The following is a 1,287-nucleotide window of genomic DNA, read 5'->3' as shown; positions in this document are numbered from 1 at the left end:
GCCCACTCCACGCTTGCCGGCCTGCTTGTCCGTCATGAGACCGCCGGACGTCGAGATGATCGCGACGCCCAGTCCGCCCAGGACTCGGGGCAGGTCGCGGGCGACGATCGCCCACTGCTCATCCGACAGGCTCTCCTCGGCGGGCAGGGAGATGGCGCAGTGCCACACCCAGCCCTGTTCGGGCGCCATCCTGGCGATGACCCGGTGGTCATCGAGCCTGTGCCCCAGCTCCAGGACGCGCTCCCAGTGCTGCGGGGCGTCCAGGCGGGTGCCGTCGGCGACGTCCAGGATCTCGTCGGCGGCAATCACCCGCTGGTCGCGGTGCTCGTTGGCGCGGCCCGGACCGAACAGGTAGCGCATCAGGCCGCCGATGTCGTGGCCGTGCTTGACGGCGATCTTGTTGATCACCGCCCGTCCCCGCCCTGACCCTCGCCCTCGTCTTCGGGCCGCTCGGGAATCAGCTGGGCCAAGACCAGGTCGATCCGGTGGGTGGCCCGGCGCACCGCGTGCATGGTCGCCCCGACTTCGGCGGCCGCCGGGGCCTGGCCGGTGTTGGCCTTGGCCGCCAGCTGGTTGACGTTGTTGCCGATCGCGCTTCTTAACGGCACCCCAACAAAGACGCCTTTCTGTGGAAAAGTGGAGGAATTACGCCTTTTCGAGCCGGCTGGTGAGCGGAAGCAGCACCAGCGGGATCACGACGGCCGCCGTGAGTGCGGCCAGCAACGGCACGCGTTCGCCGGGCGTGAGATGGTGCAGCAGCTGGATGTGGATCACTAGGTGCGGCGCGGCGAACACCAGGTACACGGCGAGCGCCGTACGGGCCATGCTCCGCCGTACGATGAAAAAGCTCACGCCCAGCACCACCGACGTGGCCAGGCTCATCGCGCCGTAGTCCATCATCAGATGCGCGTTGTACGGCATGCGCATCCCCACCCACGGAATGTCGAAGAACGAGCGGGGCAACAACAGCGCCCAACCCCCCACGGCGAACTGCGCCACGGCGAGGAAGGCCAGGCCCGCCCGCAGCCAGGTGAGGGCACTCATGCGGCGAGGAACTGCTCGAAGGTGATGCGGCCGTCGGCGTGCTCAGGGGTGAGATGTCCCCCCTCGCGGTAGCCGCGGATGCCGGCCCCGGGCATCGGCACCGACACCACCGGCCGGCGGCTGGGGCGCGAGCGGGCGTAAGCGCGGGCCAGATCGGCGGCGGGGCGCACCTCGGGCCCGCCCATGTCCGGCGCCAAGAGCGGCAGCCGGCATCCAACCGTGTCCACTGACGACACATGCATG

At 69.7% G+C, this 1,287-nt stretch carries 2 protein-coding genes and 2 pseudogenes; all 4 read right to left on the bottom strand.

From position 1 onward, the window contains the following. A pseudogene (rpsH, locus tag ABZ260_RS51250) lies at positions 1-108 on the bottom strand (30S ribosomal protein S8); the annotation flags it as partial. 296 nt (positions 109-404) lie between these two features. Beyond that, the gene (gene mobC, locus ABZ260_RS51245; RefSeq protein ID WP_355633294.1) at positions 405-608 is read right to left on the bottom strand and encodes a plasmid mobilization relaxosome protein MobC; all 204 of its coding nucleotides are present in this window, start codon (positions 606-608) and stop codon (positions 405-407) included. 37 nt (positions 609-645) lie between these two features. Then, positions 646-1,044, bottom strand: a complete 399-nt coding sequence (locus tag ABZ260_RS51240; protein WP_355633292.1) for a hypothetical protein — start codon at positions 1,042-1,044, stop codon at positions 646-648. Next, positions 1,041-1,287, bottom strand: a pseudogene (locus ABZ260_RS51235) (nucleoside-diphosphate sugar epimerase); the annotation flags it as partial. The gene ABZ260_RS51240 and the pseudogene ABZ260_RS51235, both read right to left, overlap by 4 nt.

The organism is Streptosporangium sp. NPDC006013, assembly GCF_040614275.1.
Lineage (GTDB): Bacteria > Actinomycetota > Actinomycetes > Streptosporangiales > Streptosporangiaceae > Streptosporangium.
This window is presented reverse-complemented; position numbering and strand designations above follow the sequence as displayed.